This window comes from Pseudoalteromonas sp. NSLLW218 (genome assembly GCF_015864775.1).
GTDB lineage: Bacteria > Pseudomonadota > Gammaproteobacteria > Enterobacterales > Alteromonadaceae > Pseudoalteromonas.
The window spans coordinates 166,898-184,169 of the sequence record NZ_JADYWO010000002.1; the positions used below are offsets into that span (position 1 = coordinate 166,898).

Genomic DNA, 17,272 nt, shown 5'->3' on the forward strand with positions numbered 1-17,272 from the left:
ATACCAACCGGCATGAATCTTTGAGCAATTTAGTGAATTAAATTGCACTATAACGTCGCTGAAATTTTTATTTAGAACAACTAGGTACAAAAATTTTTGTCTAGTTCTAGCGTAATTTTCTTAACGTTAAATAGATCCTATATAAACAGATTGGTACCATTTATTAAAAAATTATAACTTTAGACAATAAAAAACCGCTCAGTGAGCGGTTTTTTGCATTTTTTACTAAAGGAAATTTAGTTAGAACGTGTAACGGGCACCAATTGAGTAACGTGGACCGTATTGATTAGCAAATAAGAATTGCTCTTCGTAACGTCCGTAACCCTCTTCGGTGGCATTATTTAAGTTTATGCCATCAAAAAATACCGTTACGTTTTCGTTTACATCGTAGTTAACGCTCATATCCCATTGGCCATACGCTTTAGCATATTGCGGAGGCGCATCAGCTGAACCTTGCGCTTGGCCAACACCAATTAGGTACGAGTCGCGCCATGCATAAGTAATTTTAACTGATAGGCCGTCTTTTTCGTAAAAGCCTTGGAAGTTAGCTGAGTCACTTAAGCCTGTAAGCGGTGCTTGTTGATCAAGGCTTTCGCTATCAAATTCAACGTCGCCATCTACAAATGTTGCGTTAACACCAACACCAAAACCGCTTTCACCAATTAAGTGCTGTACTGCAACTTCAAAACCATCTACCGATTTACTGTCGGTGTTTTGCGGTTGGCTAATATTCCATGTAATTAGCGGATCGTCGCTGTTTGGTTCAATAACGCCATTTGCATTGCCGTAACCGCTGGCAATCATTTGTGCAAAAATAGCGTCGGTTGTTGCTTGTTCACCACGTGATTCAATATCGCTTACGGCTTGTAAGTAACGAGGGCCGTTTAAAATATCGTGCAAGCCATCAATAGTGGTTTGCGTAATGGTGGTTTGAATAAAGTTATCAACGTCTTTTTTAAAGTAACCAACAGATGCGTAGCTGCCTTCTGCGTAGTAATACTCAAGTGATAAATCAAGGTTTGTTGATTCAAATGGCAATAAGTTTGTATTACCTTGGCTACCTGTACGAGAACCCGGTTTTGGGCTGCCTGTTAAACTACGGCCACCGGCTAAATTACCTAGTGGTGCACGCGACATTGTTTTACCCCAAGATACGCGGGCTACTACGTCTTCAGTTAAATCAACACTTACGTCGATTGAAGGCAGTAAAACATCGTAATCACCTTGTTGCTCTAAGAAGTTATCATCGCCGCCAGCAGCGTATTGCATGATCCACTCTGAAGCGCTGATCCAGTTAACTTGATCTTCAACGCGTTGACGTACAGTACTGGTTACGTCTGTTTGCTCATAGCGTAGGCCTGCATTTACTTTTACGTAGTAGTTACTTACGTCAAACTCCCAGCTTGATTGAACATAAAAGCTATTAGTGATTTCTTCTACGTAGCTCTCGCTATCTATTCCGTCTGCGTATGCATTAGCGGCATATGCATCGCCACCTGTTACATCTGCCGTTAAATAAGCAATTTGGCGTGCAACAGCTTCGTCAAAGTCATAGGTATAGTAGTAACCAGGTTGTAAGTCACTGCCGCCGCCATCAAACTGATCTAAAAGGCCTGATGTATCATTACGGGTAAACATGCCGTCTGGGAATATTTCTGTATATGATGGGTTAAAACCTGGGCCACCTACTAAACCACTCCACGCGGTGTAACCACCTGTGTTTTGTTCTGTACGTGATGCGCCAAATTTAACTTTAACTAAACCAATGTCATAACTTTCGTTATACCATGTTGTGTGTAGCTGTAATTGTTCAATGTTTGATTCACCCGGTGAGTGAGTAAACTGACTAAAGTTTGAATCAATTTCGCCAGGTGTTAATTCACTTGTGCCATTTAACCAATTAACTTGTGCAGTGGGTACTTCGCCCGTGCGGTAATCATAAATTTTATTAGCTAGCTGATCAGAACCTAAAATTACTTGGCCTGCACTTCCCAGCCCGTTGTCGGCGCCGTTATCGGTTTCGTTTTTAGAGTCGTGGTAATCAAGCTCTACGTGCCACGTGTCGCTAATTTCCCAATCTAGGTTTAAACCAAGAGAGCGGGCTTTTACTTCTGTAGTGCCTTTATTAGCTGTGAATGACGCGTCATTACCGCTAATGTCTGCATATACTGCAGTACCATTTTCATCTAGTTCGTAGCCATTTATATTGCTACCAAAGTCGTTCCAAATACCCCAACCAATGCTTTGAGAGCCAGTTACAGCTTTACTTGCTGTGTAATCAAGTGTTGCTACAAAGCCATCGACCGGTGCGTATTGAAAAGTAACTTGCCCATTTGTACGTTCACGCTCTACATCTTCAATAGAGTAGTTCATGTCTTTAGGGAAGTAGTAGTTACCTGCAGAATCTGTGCGGTTATCAACTACGTTGCTGCTATCTAATTCAGGTAAATCTACGTTTGCCTGCCAGCCTTGAATATTGGCACTTTGTTTTTGAAAGTCACGCTCTTGGCGCGAAAATGAAAAACCGAAACCAAAAGTGTCATCTACAAAGGTATTGCTGTAAACAGTAGAAAACTCTGGTGTTACGTCATCGCCAGCTTCGTTCGACGAGTCGTGGTTTGCTTTAACAGTTGCCGAAAAATTTTGACCTGGCTTTTGAAAAGGTCGCGCAGTAGAAATATTAACCGTTGCACCTAAGCCACCGCTTGGCACGTCTGCACGAGCTGTTTTAAACACTTCAAGCGCACTTACGCCTTCAGAGGCAACGTTTTCAAGGTTATACGAGCGTGTATAACCTGTGCCCGGCATTTGGCGGCCATTTAAGGTAATCAAGTTAAACTCAGGGCCAAAACCACGTACTGTAATTTGGCTACCTTCACCGTTAGCGCGGCTTACCGATACACCGGTAATACGCTGTAATGATTCTGCTAAGTTTGTATCTGGGAATTTACCCATTTCTTCAGACGAGATAGCATCTACAATACCCGAAGAGTCACGTTTCATATCCATAGAACGAATAAGTGAACCACGAATACCTTTTACTTCAATAATTTCTACATCAGGCTTTGCTGATATGTCTGCTTCTGCAGCGATAGCTGTGTTTAATGTGCTCGCAGCAATGATGAGAGACACAGAAGCCGCAAGTTGGCTCTTTTTAAAATTGAATGTGTTCATAATAGCTCTGCTTTATAAAATGTTGTTGTGTAGCAATAGGCGCTAAGCGCCCATTGGTGTGTGTTTTATGGATTTGCAATAATCACGTTATCTATACGGTAAAGCGCGCCATCGCCCATGTCCCAGCTAGGAAAAACCATAATTACGTTTAATGCGCTAATGTCTAAGCCTGCATCAAACAATTGCTGAAGAGGGAAGGTGTATGTTTGCCATTCGCCCGTTACAGGTGCTTGGCCCTCAACACTGCTTGATAAAGCAAGCTCTACTGCGCTTGATGTACCAATTGATTCAATTTTAAATAGCCACTGAGCATCAATATTTGAAGGCGCAGAGACTAGTTTCATATCAAATTGAACTACACCATTGTCAAGTATTGCAGAGGCATCAAACGATACGTCTTCATCAGCTATAAAGCCCATTACTGTAGCAGTAGAACCAATGCTAAATTGCGCTACTGTGCCATGCGCGTCATCATCGGTTTCTGTTGTTGGTGTAGAGCCACCACAACAATCCCAAATACTCCATTGCTCGGCCGCCGCATCTTTAAATACAGTAAGCTCACCCGTTGCAGCTGGCGCTGCATTTGGATTATAAATTTTAACGTTATCTACACGGTAAACAGAGCCTTCACCTGCACCCCATGCTGGGAAAATCATTAATACATCTATAGTACTTACATCTAAGCCAGCAGCTGCAAGATCAGAGAGTTTAAATGTATATGTTTGCCACTCGCCAGTAACTGGTGCTTCGCCTTCAACACTTGCCGTTAATTCAAGCTCTACTGCAGAGTCACCTTCATTTGACTCAACTTTAAACAACCACGGTGTAGCTGGATCGCTAGGCGCTGAGGTTACTTTTAAATCAAATTGAATAACACCTTCATCTAAAATGCTACTAGCATCAAACGATTCGCCTGCGCCACCTGACGATGTGCGGCTATTAAAGCCCATTACAGTAGGCTCTGCACCAATGCTAAATTCTGCGGTTAGACCATGTTCTTCATCATCCATGGCTTCAACTGGGGTTGAGCCACCACAACAATCCCACATTGGCCATGCTAGATTTTGCTCATTTTCAAAAATAGTAAGCTCAGGTGATACGCCTAAGTTATCTTGAGTAATCTCAACATCGTCAATTAAATAAACAGCGCCTTCACCTGCGCCCCATGCTGGAAACACCATGATCACATCAATTGCGCTAATATCTAAATCTGCAGCATCTAAATCTTTTAGTAAAAATGTATAAGTTTGCCATTGGCCAACAACAGGGCTTACGCCTTCAAGACTATCTGTAATTGGCATTTCTACTGCGCTAGAACCTTCATTACTTTCAAGTTTTACAAGCCAAGCTGCATCAGCTGTGCCTGGTGCACTTGTTACTTTCATTTTAAAGCGAACGTAACCTTCATCCAGCATTGGAGATGCATCAAATGGGCTAGCTTTTCCTGCTTCGTCAGTAATAAAAATTTCACGGCTAATAAAGCCCATTACTGTGGGTTCTGCACCTACTACAAATTCAACTACATCACCTTGGGTTTCATCTGCAACAATAGCGGGAGTAGAACCACCACAACAATCCCATGCAGGCCAGTTTGGATTAAATGACTCACCAAAAATAGTTAATGGTGTTGCAATGCCTGTCGAAGGTGGGCTAGGAATTGGTGCATCGCCTTCAAGCAAAGCATCATCTAGGCTATTGTAACCAGGGCGAATAGTTTCACAGCCTTTACCTGTTTCAGGGTTTGATGCACATTGATAAACACGTACGTAATCAATAGCAAAGGTTTGGCCATTTTCAAATGCGCTAGCATCTACACCTAAATCATTTACGTTTTCAGGCCAGTCACCACCTACTGCTAGGTTTAGCAATAAGTGAAAGTCTTTATCAAATGGTGCGCTATCCCAGTGAGTTTCAAGCTCGCCAGAACCTTGTTCAAAATATTCTGCAAACCAGCCACGATGTTTTAGACCTACAGCCTCGCCACTTGCATTAGTACGAACTTCAGATTGACGCTGAGTTGCATAAAGGTAACCGTCTACGTACCAGCGAATTTCACCTTCTTGCCATTCAACAGCATACGTGTGGAAGTCATCTGCTGGATTAGTATCTTCAGGGAATTTAAATTCTTGCCCTGTATAGCTGTTATCTGGCCACGCGCGTCCGTAATGAAGGGTGCCGTGGATACTAGACTCTATACCGCCGTCTTCATCTGGTGTTTTAAGGTTTACTGATTCTAAAACATCAATTTCGCCAGAACGAGGCCAAGTGCCGTAAACTTCATCAGTTGGTAGCATCCAAAATGCTGGCCAGCTACCTTGTCCTGATGGAAGTTTGGCGCGCACTTCAAAACGGCCATACGTAAAGTCGGCGTTATAACGCGTATTTAAGCGTGCTGAAGTGTAAGGTTTTTCTGCACCTTCCTCAGCGGGTAGGGCAACAATGTTTAACACACCGTCTGCAATAAATGCATTTTGCTCGCTGTCGGTGTAACACTGTTTCTCGTTGTTACCACCGCCATCGCAGTTTAATTCATAGTTCCATTTGTTTGTATCAATGGCTGAGCCTTCAAACTCGTCGCTCCAAACCATTTGCCAATCTGAAACTGGCTCAGAGGCATCTACATTTTCAAAATTTGATTTAGTGGCAGAGTCGCCACCACAGCCAGCTAACGTAACTAAAGAGATAGCGGCAAGTAAACGTGTAATGTGCGTTGTTTCAATGTTCATAACTGAACCCCGGTTTCAACAGATTATTGTCAGATTAATTGTTTTTTGAGCTTTGTTTTTTCATGCTGTAAGCGCTTACATTTTGATATGTGTTTTGTAAGCGCTTACAAATGATATTGTGGAGTACGCAAATGGTCAACATATTTGTTTATTTTATTTACAATTAGTTTACGGTAAGACCAGTTTACCAATTTTAGATTGTATATAAATTGCAGTTTATACAATTAGTTATGTTGTTTGTGTTTTTTGATGGGAGCGTGAGCGGAATATTTTTTACGTCAAAAAAGTAGGAAAGGACTTAACAATTAAAAGGTTAGTTACAGGTATATTTATAGTATTTAAGGAGTATTTTGTTTATACCAATCTACATAAAAGCAATTTTAAGTGGATTGGTATTGTCTGAGATAAAATATGCTGGTTTTTACTTGTTTTTAAAAGGCATTGTAAGTAACCCCAAAAGCGACGCATTTTGCTTTTGGCTTGGGTATTCTTTTAAGCCAATATTTATATCTGCGTCGGTTTTTTTAGCTTTACCTTTGTAACTACCAAATAATTTATCCCACCAAATTACACTAAAACCATAATTTGAGTTAGTTTCGCTAACCACTTGGCTATGATGAATTCGATGCAATATTTGCGTCATTAAAATTAAACGCAGTGGTTTTTCAATGGCATTAGGTAGGCGTATATTTGCATGATTAAATAGTGCTAAACCATTAAGTGCTATTTCAAAAATAAGTACTGCAATGGCAGGTACGCCAAGGGCAGTTACTGCAGTGAATTTTATAAGTATGCTAAGTACAATTTCGATAGGGTGAAAGCGCAGCCCTGTACTTGTGTCTACGTGTGCATCGGCGTGATGTACACGGTGCAAGCGCCATAAAATAGGCACGTTATGAAATAACCTATGTTGCCAATAAATTAATATATCGAGTAAAAGTATGCTCAATATAATAATTAAACTGCTTGGTAGAGCTATTTGATTAAATAAGCCTATGCCGTGCTCTTGATTGTAAAGTGCTACGGCGGTTAGCCCAATGGGAGCCACTAAGCGCGCAACAACTGATGAAGCGAACACTAACCCAAAGTTAGCAAACCAACGTGTACTGCTTTTTATTGGTGATTTGCGCGCTGGTTTTTGCGCTTCAAGCAGCATCATTATAACTAAAATGCTAAAAAAGAAGCCTAAGCGCCACCATACTTCATTAGTCATCTATTACCTCAGAATTTGAACTGCTAGGCACGTTTTCAGCTGCTTTGTTAGCATCGGCTTCTTGTTGTTTAAGTGTGTGATAACCGCCATGTATACGGGTAAAAATAGTTATGCCACACGCAATAGCAAAAATGCTCGCCATAACCGCAAAATGCTGCGGCCAAATACAAAATGCAATAAATAGCGCTATTGTTTCAGTGCCTTCGGTTAAGCCGTTTAAGTAGTAAAAGCTTTTATATTTAAATTGCGGTTTTTCGAGTTTAAATTTTTCGGCGGCAATCGCAAAAGCTAAAAAGCTTGAACCCGTACCAATAAAAGTAGCAAGTAATAACGATCCCGCTATCGCGTTTTGCTCAGGGTTTGCCAAAATAAAGCCAAGGGGAATAGCCGCGTAAAATAAAAAGTCGAGTGTGATATCTAAAAAGCCACCTGCGCTTGAACTTTGGTTTGCATAGCGTGCTAATGCGCCATCAAGTCCATCTAAAATTCGATTTAAAGTAATGGCAACTAATGCGCCGTACCACATTTCAAACGCCAGTAATGGCACGGCCAATAAGCCAACTAAAAAGCCAACCACGGTGAGCTGATCGGCGGTCATGCCGCGTTTATGCATAAGCATAACCACAGGTGTTAACAGTGGCTTAATTACAGGGGTGATAAATTTGTCTAGCATGTTTGTTGCCTTATGCGTTTAAAACTATTCATTAAAGTCATGTATTAAAGTGCGCTACTTAAAGTAATGAGTTTGCCATTTGCAGCGTCGGCATCGCTATGATCATGAGTAACCATAATTGCAGGTAGCTTATGATCGCGTATTTGGCTAAACACGAGTTCGCGTGTATCAACACGCAGTTGGGTGTCGAGTTTGCTAAAGGGTTCGTCAAGTAAAATGGCTTTAGGTTCGCTCAGCAGCATACGTAATAATGCAACACGGGCTTGTTGCCCACCTGAGAGGTTGTCGGGGTGACGATTACCCATATCTTTAAGGCCGACTTTCTCAAGTGCGTGTTCTATTTTTTCAAGGCGTTGTTTTTTATTGCCTTTGGGCATTGCAAAGGCAATGTTACCAGCAACAGTTAAATGCGAAAACAATAAAGCGTCTTGATAAAGCACTCCAATATGGCGCAAGTGTGGAGGGGTGTTATCGATATTTTGACCATTAAGCCACACCTCTCCATTGGCCTTAAAGCTACTTGGTAAAGTACCCGTAAGCCAATTTAATAAGCTTGATTTACCACTGCCTGATGGGCCCATAATAGTCAGAATTTCACCGCCATTAACTTGCTCGTTTAAGCTAAGTAACAGTTCATTTTGGCGATAAAGCTGACAATTTTTAATCTGTAACGATGACTGCATTAAAAAACCTTAACCCTGATAGTGTTAAACATGGGTGCTTTACATATGTGCACGTTTAAACACGTGCACTTTTGAAAAAATATTTAGGTAAACCCCATGCCAGTATAAATCCAATAAGCGGTAACACCATTTGCATAATAGCGTACACGGCACTGGTGCGTCTGCTTGCGCCATTGGCAAGCGTAACGGCTTCGGTTGTTATTGTGGCTATACGCCCGCCGCCAGCTAAAAGCGTGGGGAGGTATTGTCCAAAACTAATAGCTAAGCCCAGTGCGGCTGCAATTAAAATAGGGGCAAACAACTGAGGTAGTTTTACTTTAAAAAACACCTTACATGGCGCTGCGCCTAAGCTTGCTGCAACATGAGCAAAACGAGGGTCTAAACGTCTATAGCTGCTCGCAAGTGACAAAAACACATAAGGCAACACAAATAGTAAATGCGTAAGTACTACATTAAAAAATGCGGCTTGGTTATTTACCAATTGTTGTATCCATACTAGCCCAAATAAAAAGGCAATACTGGGCACTAATAACGGTAAGTAAATAATTAAACTGGTAAAACGAGAAATAGGTTTGTCACTCAACTGCTCTGATTCTAAACACAATAAAGTAAGAATAATGGCAAATAGCGTGGTTACTAAACCGATTGCTAGCGTATTAAAAAGCGGGCTGCCCATTTGCATTAGTGCACTTTTAAAATGCAGTAGTGTAAATTGTTCAGGCATTGCCTCTGGAAAGCGCCAAAAACCTGCAACCGACCACATAACTAAACCAATAAGCGACAATAGTATAAAGCTAATTACTAATGCGGTGAGTACGACCGTTATTTTTTGCCAATAAAATCCGCCGTATTCACGCACCCCATTAGTGAGCGAGTCGCTAAATAATACTTTTATGGCTTTTTCTCCGGCAAGCCAAAGGGCTAACAACCCGCCTGTAACAGCCAGTTGTAATAAAGCACCTGCTGAGGCTTTAATACGCAGGTTTAAATCAACATCGTTAAACCAATGCATTATTGCAACGGCCAACGTGGGTGGTGTATTTGGGCCTAAAATGAGTGGCATTTCTACACTGGCACTTGCATAGGCAAGCACGGCTAAAAGGGGTAAACGCAGCAGCGGATAAAGACTTGGCAGTATTACTTTAAAAAAGGCCGTCATTGGGCAATAACCCAAGTTAAGCGCAACCTTATGTTGTTGGCGTAATTTTTTGCCAAGCTCAGGTTGAGCAAGTACGCCCAGTGCCATTAATAATAAAAAGGGAAGCTCTTTGAGTGTTAAGCCTAAAATAATACTAATACCGAACGAATCATGCGGAAACATGCCGTTTGGCGCAAGTTCCCAGCCGCTTAACCAAGGCGACGCTAAGCGTGAAATCATACCTGAAGGGGCAATTAAAAACCCCACCGCAATAGCGGCGGCGGCATGAGGTATAACTAATATAGGGCTCAATAAACGCTGAATTCGGTTAAGCCACGGGCTGTTAAAAAACGCAGCTAAAATCATTAAGGTAATGATAAATGCAAGCAAAGTACTTATTAAGCCTGTTGCAACGCTTAAGGTAACCATTTGGGTAAGGCCAGGTGTTTGCCAAAGGGCATTAAAACCTTGCAAGCTAAACGTTGTTTGCTCAAGTACGGGCGCATAACCAAAGGCAGGCAGCAATACGCTAATTAAGCCACCAAGTACGGGTAATATAAGTAAAGCGAGTAAAAATCGCGGGCTAAATTTTACAATGCGCGTAAACATATCGGTGCTGCACTGCGTTGTTGCTTTGGTATTTACTGGTACACTTTTTGAAATAACGCTCATTGGCTTACTCCATAACGGGTTTGCCAACCTTGCATAATGGCGTTTACCCAGCTTGGATGAGGTTCGCTCAATGTGCGTTTAATACTGTTTAAAGGCAGTGCACTTGGATGCGGTTTAGCTGTTTTAAATAAGGCTTGCTGATCAGGCGTTAACGTTGATTGAATAAGTACGCTTTTATCGCCCCATATATACGCTTTTTGTTTTTCAGCTTGTGCCTCAGGGCTCATTAAAAAATTAGCCACTAATTGCGCACTTTGCTGGTGGCTTGCATTGTAAGGGATTGCCACAAAATGGGTATTACTCAAACTGCCATCACTCATTGCGTAACTGCGAATGCTGTTTGGTAAATCATAGCGTTTTACAGCTGCCGGTACTTCTGGTGCTGAAAAAGTAAAGGCTAAACTCAACTCTGTATCGTCTACTAAGCGGCGCATTTGAGCACCACTTTGCATAAAATGAGTGCCACCACGCCAAAGAGTTGGGTGTAATTTATCTAAAAAGTCCCACAGTGGGTTTAACACTTGCGCTGTATTTTTAGTTGTAGCTGGTTGGTTTAGCTGCGCTTTAATATTTTCGCTGCTTTGCTGATGCAGTAAAACTAAGGCGTATTTTAAAAAGCTCATACCTAAAAAGTCAGGCGGCTTTGGGTAACTAAAGCGACCAGGGTTTTGCGCGCTCCAGTTTAATAATTCGTTTAATGTCGTAGGCAATTTATTGTTTGCCTTACCATTTATTGCAATGCTGTCGTAATAAAATGTAAGTGACGCTTGCCCCCATGGAGCCTCCATACCATTGGTAGGTAAACCAAAGTCAAAGGTTACAGCAGGGTTGTTAGCCGGATCGGTTAATGCAAAGTAGGGGAGTTTATTAGCCCATTCTTTTAAAAGCAGAGAGTGCTCACTCATGGTGGCAAAGTTAGCCCCGTTGATCCACATTAAATCTACGCTGCCTTGGTTGTTATTGTTTGCTGATTTTTCGGCAAGTACACGGCTTACTGCTTCGCTGGTATCGCTTAATTTTACATGCACTAGGTTAATGTTGTACTTAGTTTTAACTTGCTGCGCTGCCCATTGAATATAGGCATTTATTTGCGCGTCGCCGCCCCATGCATAAAAGTATACATCTTGATTGCGACCAAGTGTTTGAACTTGTTGCCAGCGAGATCCCTGTTGTGTGTTAATTACTAAATTACTTTTACTATTTGAGTTAATAGCGGGATTAGCAAACGCAGTGCTCGAAAAAACAGCTAAATTTACGATTGCAAAAACGCAAAACGCGACACAGCAAAAGCTGTATCGCGTCAGTGTTTGCCAAAACTTAATGGCGAACATTTAAATCCCAGTTGTAGTCTAAAAATTTAACTTTCATGTCATCATTCTTAAGTGCTTTTTGCTGAGCGGGTATCAGTTTAAGGGCATCAGGATACTGCAAGAAAAACTGCTGTAGCGTGTTTGCACCTCTAAAGCCTTTTTCAAAGTCATCGCCGTACCACTTAAATATTGAAGACACGCTTAGCGTATTTTCTTGAGCCATATTACGTGTCATATCTGATAAAAAGCGCACTGTTTGCTCTTGCAATTGGCTTTCTAAATCAGTGGCTGTATACGCTTCTTCTCGAAGCGCTGGACAACCAATACTCGCGCAATTTACCGCAAAGTGAATGCGAGGGTCGTTGTATTTACCGCTGCCACGTATTAAACCATGCTCAATATCATCAAGGCTGCGAGTTTTGCCAAGTAATGGCACAAACTCTTTACTCCATGGTGAGCTAAAAAAGCTCCCTAAGTCTTTAATTGATTTAAGATCTGGGTACTTTGTCAATATAAGTTCAACAGTCCACGCATTATAAGCATTGATTAAAAAAGCGAGTTGCTTAGGCTTTTCCCATGCGTCAAATTCGCTTTGCGTTACAGCCGTTAACGAATCTAAATACGTTTTTAGCTGTGCATGCTCGCGTTTTATGGCAGCGTAATCAACCTCAGTACTATGATTATGGTTAATAGCGACAACATGCTTATTTAACAATGCATTCCAGCTATCGTGCATGTTTTGGGCTTGGGCCGAAAATGACGTTGTAAACGATGTTACAACTAAAGCCGAACCAAGTAGTAATGCTTTTAGAGGTGTTTTAAACATAATTAACCTCGACGCCAAGTATGGTATTTTTCAAGCAAGTTAAGCACTTTTTCAGGTGCATGAGCGCGTTTCCACTCGCCTGCTGCGTACTTATTACCTTCAGCCCAAGTAGGATAGCTGTGTATAGTACCGAGTATTTTATTAAGGCCTAAGCCGTGTTTCATTGCCAGTACAAACTCAGCAATCAAATCGCCAGCGTGTTCAGACACCACAGTAACACCGAGTATTTTGTCTTTGCCTTTTGGTGTAATCACTTTAATAAAGCCTTTTGTAGCGCTGTCGGTAATTGCGCGGTCTAGCTCTTCAAATTCAAAGCGAGTAATTTCGTAATCTATGCCTTTGTCTTTTGCGTCTTGCTCGTTTAAGCCAACACGTGCAACTTCTGGGTCAATAAACGTAGTCCACGGAATAACACGGTAATCTACTTTAAACTTTTTAAGGTTACCAAATAAGCCATTTACCGCTGCGTACCAACCCTGGTGGGCTGCCACATGTGTAAACTGGTATGGACCTACAATATCGCCTGCTGCAAAAATATTTGGGTATAGCGTTTCCAAGTATTCGTTAGTTACAACAGTACGGTTTGTTTCTATGCCCAGCTCTTCAAGGCCATAACCTTTAAGGCGCGCACTTCTACCAACGGCACATAATAGCTCGTCATATTCAATATCTATTTCTTTGTCGTCATGCTTAACAACAATATATTTTTTACCATCGCGCGTTTCACAGCGAAGTGCTTGGTGCGATGTTAAAATATTAACGCCACTTTCGGTTAACGCTTCGTGAGCAAAAGTAGACACTTCAAGGTCTTCTTTGATCATGATGCGTTCGCTCATTTCAATTTGTGTAACACTTGAACCTAAACGTGCAAAGCTTTGTGCTAATTCGCTACCAATTGGACCGCCACCTAGTACTACAAGTTTTTTAGGTGCCTCATCCAGCTCTGCAAATTTATTCCACAATGTATCGCTTGTTACATAGCCTGTTTCTTCAATACCAGGTAGTGGCGGTACAAATGGGCGTGCGCCAGTTGCAATCACAATAGTACGAGCGGTGAGTGTTTGCGTGCCACCGTCGTTAAGTTTAATTTCTACAGTCCACGGGTCGATTAATTTACCGTAACCTTTTACAACATCTACGCCTAAGTCGGTGTAGCGCTCAACACTGTCGTGTGGTGCTACATCTGCAATTACTTTGTGTACACGTGCCATTACTTTTTTGAACGAAAACTGCGGTGTTGCGTTTTCTAGGCCGTAGTTTTCACCGTGGCGAATTTGCTCTGCAATTTTAGCGCTTTTTATAACTGCTTTACTTGGAACACAACCGTAGTTTAAACAGTCGCCGCCCATTTCGCCCGCTTCAATAAGGGTTACTTTTGCTTTAACAGCAGCAGCAATATAACTTGTTACCAAACCACCTGCGCCTGCACCAATAACAATCATGTTACGGTCGAATTTTTTAGGCTTAGTGTAGTTTTTGTATACGCGACGTTTTTTAAACACGTTTAAGATTCCTTTAGCAATGAATGGGAAAATGCCCAATAAAGCGAATGATAAGATTAAGTTGAATGATAAAATCCCAGATAAGCTCTCTATTTGCGCCAGTTGCGTACCTGCGTTAACAAATACAAATGTACCGGCGAGCATACCTGCTTGGCTTACCCAGTAATAAGTCCATGACTTTATTGAAGTAACACCCATTAATAGGTTTATTAAAAAGAACGGAAACACCGGCACTAAACGAAGAGTAAATAAGTAAAATCCACCTTCTTTTTCAACGCCTGCATCAATTGCAGCTAAGCGCTCAGGAAAGCGTTGTTTAATAGTGTCGCGTAGTAAGTAACGCGATACTAAAAAGGCAAGTGTTGCGCCAATAGTTGATGCAAAAGATGCAACCAATAAGCCTTCAACTAAACCAAACAATGCACCTGCTGCAAGTGTTAAAATAGCTGCGCCCGGTAACGAGAGAGCTGTTACAACTACATACAATAAAAAGAATCCACCAATAACTAATAGCGGTGACTGCTCTTTGTATTGGTTAAACTGATCCATCGACCCTTTTAAGCCATCAAGCGTAAGTAGTTGGTGTAAGTCAAAATGAAAGAACAGGCCGACGGCGGCCGCTGCAATCAATAATAAAAATATTTTTTTAATCATGTTCTCTCTCAAACCGCTCTTAAAAATTATGGGTTAGTGTTAATTTTGCGTTTATTGGCAATTCAGGAAATGCCAATGTTGCGCCAAAGTAACCGCCTTCAAATACTGGGCGCCAGTTTTTTTGATTCGTTACGTTGTTCACATCTAATCGTAACTTGGTACTAGGCGTAAAAGCATAGCTAGTATTTACGTTTAGTGTGTACTGATCACGAATTTTTACCGTCGCCAAAAAGTCTAATGGGTAACTCTTTGTATATAGACCTGAAAAACCCGTTTGCCATTTCGAATTAATTGAATAATTTCCGTTAAAGCTGAAAGATTGCTCAGGGATGCCCTGCACACGGGTGTTTGAAGGTGCAAAAGCGGTAAAGCTAGGTGCGCCAACACTGGTACCTTCAATAATATCTGGACGTGAGTTGTCAAATGCATCAGCTACTTGAGCCGAATCTTGACTACTTGCAGAATTATCGTAGCGAGCGTCAATATAGCTGTAGCCAGCACTTAGCCAATAAGGGTAGGCGTCATAAAATACTTGGCTTTCAAAGCCGGTAGTACGAATGCCAGTGTTACTACCATCACGATTACGTAAACTACGACGTTGGCTAAATACGGCTCCATCGGCGTACCAATCGCTGTTAGTTGGTGCGTATTTTAAACCAAATTCAACTAAGGTATTTTCGGTTGAAAAATTTTGTGCGCTAATTGTGTTGTCGCCACCAAGAGACGTGCCGCCAGCCATGCTATTTGATGTGGCTTCGTTGTAACTTGCTGCACCATAAGTGGTGTAATCACCATTCAATCGGTAGTTAAAGCTTATTTGCCCCGAATGTAGCTTATCATTAATGCTATCACGAGCTGCAATTTCACCCTCTGGCGCAATTGGGTCGTGCGCGTCCACGTCATAAAAATCAATACGGTAGCCAACACTTGTATGAAACTTATCTGTCCAATCTGAGTCTTGTTGAATAGCAAAACCTGTTTGCCATGAACGCGAATCGGTAGTGTCTGATAAGTTAAAGTCGCCACTGCCGTCGTTATTAATATCGTACTGACCACCTGGGGATACAAATACACCTGGGCTAATTTCAATTAAACGCGCTTGTTGTTCACTTGTTAAAGGTATACGGCGGTTTGAAAGTGGGCCTGTTAAGTCAATAGGCAAGTCTGCTTCTGTTGTAAATTGGCTGTAGCCTAATACGCGGTTATAACGCACATCAAATGCAAAAATTGTTTGCTGGTCGCTATTCCAAAGATAGGTAAGCTCGGTACGGTTTTGCGCCGTGTCTGCACCATCTATAATTTCAACAAAGCTATTTTGTGCAATTTCTTCACGTTGTAAGTGCTGAAAATACGTAATGTTTTTTATTGATGCATTGCTAGAAAGTTCACGCTTATAAATACTGTGTAGTAAATAGGTAGTAGCTTCGTTTTGATTATCAGGGTCGGTAAGTACTGTACTGCGATCAATTTTAACTTGTCCAGTAGGTGAAATAATTGAACCTGCTGCTGGTACGGTACTGCCGTTTGCTTGCACGCCTTGACCGGTAATATAAAGGCCGTTATCTATTAGCGCTTGAGTAGGGCGGTTAATACCGGCGTTATCGGTAAATTCAACTTGGTATAATTCAAAGTTAATATCCCAGCTGCTTTTGTCATCGGGTAATACACGCAATGATGCAAATAAGCTGTCGCTTTTAGTTCCCGAAAAATCGTAGTAACTGCCGTTATCAATATGTTCAGCGCTTACTCTAAAACCTACTTTATCTTTTACAATGGGTGCACTGTAATCAACTAAAACACTGTATTGATCCCATCTACCTGCAGATACAGCTGCTTTGCCTTTGCTTTCATCCGTAGATGCTTTTTTAGAATGTAAGTTTACAAAACCACCATTGCGTTGGCTTGAGCCAAATAATACCGGTGGCGCGCCCTTTACTACATCTATCTGTTCTATAGAGTTGAACGATAACGGCACACCAAAGCCATTATTACCAGCTTGACGACGTGTACCATCTTGAAAAAGCTCACCCAGCTGCCCGCGAATAGTAGGTAAACTTGGTGCGCCAAAACCACTGGCTGAATAGGTATTAGGGCTTACTGCGAGTACGTCTTGTAGGCTCGTAATATTAAGTTGTTCTATTAATTCGCTTGAAATAGGCGTTACAGAGCGGGCTATATCTTGAAGTGCTAAATTATCACCAAAAGGCCCATCTACTGTTGCATCCTTAACCGAAAGCCCTTGAGATTTAATAACTTGGCCTGCCACTTCAATACGCTCTATTGTGCCATCTTTTGTTGTTTTTGATTCTTCGGCTGCAAAAGCATTAAGTGGTGTATTTAATATTGTGGCTAGGGAAAGTGCTAAATATGCGTGTTTCAAACGTTTTCTCTCTACGGTTAAAATGTTGTTGGCGATAAAGACCGAAGGCTATAAAAATAACTTTCAGTTAAATTGTGTTTCTTTTTGTTTTTTAGAACATAAGCCTAAGCAAGTATTTTAAAGTAGTACTTAAGTGCTTAAATTTAATGGTTTATGTAAATAACTGCTTTTTAACATGTTTTTAAGCATAGTATACTTTTATAAAGCGTGTGCGGCACTGTTTAAGTTTTATCAATAAAGACTTAAAACAGATCGTTAATAAAAATAATTACTATTTTTTGAAATAAAAAATAATTTATACGGTCTAGGTTACTTCAACGT

10 protein-coding genes are annotated in these 17,272 nt (G+C 41.3%); all 10 read right to left on the reverse strand.

What is annotated here, in order from left to right:
• Positions 1 to 240: 240 nt before the first annotated feature.
• The 10 genes from I6E80_RS03515 to I6E80_RS03560 all read right to left on the reverse strand — a co-directional run bounded on the left by I6E80_RS03515 (position 241) and on the right by I6E80_RS03560 (position 16,951).
• The gene (locus tag I6E80_RS03515; RefSeq protein WP_197184806.1) at positions 241 to 3,174 is read right to left on the reverse strand and encodes a TonB-dependent receptor; all 2,934 of its coding nucleotides are present in this window, start codon (positions 3,172 to 3,174) and stop codon (positions 241 to 243) included.
• A 65-nt stretch (positions 3,175 to 3,239) separates the two neighbouring features.
• Positions 3,240 to 5,900: a glycoside hydrolase family 16 protein gene (locus tag I6E80_RS03520; protein WP_197184807.1), complete on the reverse strand. Its 2,661-nt coding sequence runs from the start codon at positions 5,898 to 5,900 to the stop codon at positions 3,240 to 3,242.
• 421 nt (positions 5,901 to 6,321) lie between these two features.
• Positions 6,322 to 7,113, reverse strand: a complete 792-nt coding sequence (locus tag I6E80_RS03525; RefSeq protein WP_197184808.1) for a sterol desaturase family protein — start codon at positions 7,111 to 7,113, stop codon at positions 6,322 to 6,324.
• On the reverse strand, positions 7,106 to 7,786 hold the full coding sequence (locus I6E80_RS03530) for a CDP-alcohol phosphatidyltransferase family protein (protein ID WP_197184809.1): 681 nt from the start codon (positions 7,784 to 7,786) through the stop codon (positions 7,106 to 7,108). Before I6E80_RS03530 ends, I6E80_RS03525 begins: the two co-directional genes overlap by 8 nt.
• 44 nt (positions 7,787 to 7,830) lie before the next feature.
• On the reverse strand, positions 7,831 to 8,469 hold the full coding sequence (locus I6E80_RS03535) for an ATP-binding cassette domain-containing protein (RefSeq protein WP_076924245.1): 639 nt from the start codon (positions 8,467 to 8,469) through the stop codon (positions 7,831 to 7,833).
• 55 nt (positions 8,470 to 8,524) lie between these two features.
• Positions 8,525 to 10,279: an ABC transporter permease gene (locus I6E80_RS03540; protein ID WP_076924244.1), complete on the reverse strand. Its 1,755-nt coding sequence runs from the start codon at positions 10,277 to 10,279 to the stop codon at positions 8,525 to 8,527.
• Positions 10,276 to 11,610: an ABC transporter substrate-binding protein gene (locus I6E80_RS03545; protein ID WP_197184810.1), complete on the reverse strand. Its 1,335-nt coding sequence runs from the start codon at positions 11,608 to 11,610 to the stop codon at positions 10,276 to 10,278. The genes I6E80_RS03540 and I6E80_RS03545 overlap by 4 nt, the downstream gene beginning before the upstream one ends.
• Positions 11,597 to 12,415 carry a DUF547 domain-containing protein gene (locus tag I6E80_RS03550; protein WP_076924242.1) on the reverse strand — a complete coding sequence of 273 codons (819 nt, stop codon included), beginning with the start codon at positions 12,413 to 12,415 and terminating at the stop codon, positions 11,597 to 11,599. The genes I6E80_RS03545 and I6E80_RS03550 overlap by 14 nt, the downstream gene beginning before the upstream one ends.
• A gap of 2 nt (positions 12,416 to 12,417) precedes the next feature.
• Positions 12,418 to 14,571 (reverse strand): FAD-dependent oxidoreductase, encoded by a 2,154-nt coding sequence (locus I6E80_RS03555; RefSeq protein ID WP_197184811.1) that lies wholly within the window; start codon positions 14,569 to 14,571, stop codon positions 12,418 to 12,420.
• A 19-nt stretch (positions 14,572 to 14,590) separates the two neighbouring features.
• Positions 14,591 to 16,951 (reverse strand): TonB-dependent siderophore receptor, encoded by a 2,361-nt coding sequence (locus I6E80_RS03560; RefSeq protein WP_197184812.1) that lies wholly within the window; start codon positions 16,949 to 16,951, stop codon positions 14,591 to 14,593.
• Between the last annotated feature and the right edge of the window lie 321 nt (positions 16,952 to 17,272).